This is a genomic window from Microcystis sp. M53598_WE2, from assembly GCF_030067735.1.
In the GTDB taxonomy this organism is placed as follows: domain Bacteria; phylum Cyanobacteriota; class Cyanobacteriia; order Cyanobacteriales; family Microcystaceae; genus Microcystis; species Microcystis aeruginosa.
The window spans coordinates 1-1,076 of record NZ_JASJFE010000053.1; the positions used below are offsets into that span (position 1 = coordinate 1).

Annotated in this window: 1 protein-coding gene; it reads right to left on the reverse strand. The window is 35.6% G+C overall.

The window, feature by feature from the left end; genetic code table 11:
* The coding region (locus tag PX636_RS01295) for a DUF7226 domain-containing protein (protein ID WP_502882836.1) at nt 1-1,076 on the reverse strand (1,076 nt) is incomplete at both ends.

The following is a 1,076-nucleotide window of genomic DNA, read 5'->3' on the forward strand; positions in this document are numbered from 1 at the left end:
ACCCAAGAAATACCTTAACCAAGATTGTAAAGTTTTAGCACGTCTTTCAACAGTACTTTCTGAAAGTGACGGACACACTTCTAGTAAAAATTCTCTTGCTCTTTCTGGTTTGATTTCGGAGAGATCATGAGCATTTTGCCACTTAAACCATGCCAAACCCACCTTTGAAGCAATAAATTGGTGAGCCAAGAATCTTTTTTTTGATTTTTCTGACAGACGATCAAGCATGAAACAAGCAGTAGTTGGCTGCACTCGTTCGTCAGCCAGATTAAGAATTTCTGCAGCCCTTCTATAGTAGGAAAACTGCCTTTCTGTAATACCATTTCTATCCAAAAACTGTTGTCGAACAGTTGGCAAAGAATGAGGATATTGAATTAACAGCGAAGATAAATCAACAACTCGTTCTAACCTATCAGCTTGTGGAATATCATGAGAAAGAACCCTGATAGATCGTGATTTTAACCCTGTTAAACTAGATATATATTCATGTTCTGTAGAAATTGTTTTAATGACATTAAATTCTGAAGAATTAATGGAGACAGCCATATCTACTCGCAAATCATCCTCTTTGATTTTTGTGACACAATCTTGCCAAATACTAACAACTTCTAAGTCATTTTCACTTTCATTATCAATTTTTCCTGAGGAAAGGTCAGAGATAGTTTTTGCCAGTAAATTTGCGTGATTAGGACTGAGATTGACATGAAGTATAATTGTCCAAGAACCAGGTATTGCCTGCGCTGGAGTAAAAGCGGGAAGTTTATTGATTCTCTCAAAAGTCAGATCGGCAATTTCTTGAAATAACCGCTCTAATTTATCAATTACACTAGCAACTACAGACCAAGATTTTCTATCTTTAGAATCATTGTCAATACGAACTGCAACTGACAATCCATCACTATCAAGAACTGTTCCAATAGTGGCAAGAGACGAAGTGACTAATTGGAGTAACTTGTCTTTTGTCTCTGCCAAATTCTTATCTTCTGTATTGCGCTGTAAACTTTGAGTATTATAAATTTTTTTAATTAATTCTTCACCAGCAGAAAAAACATTACTATCTGAATATTTGGTTGTCC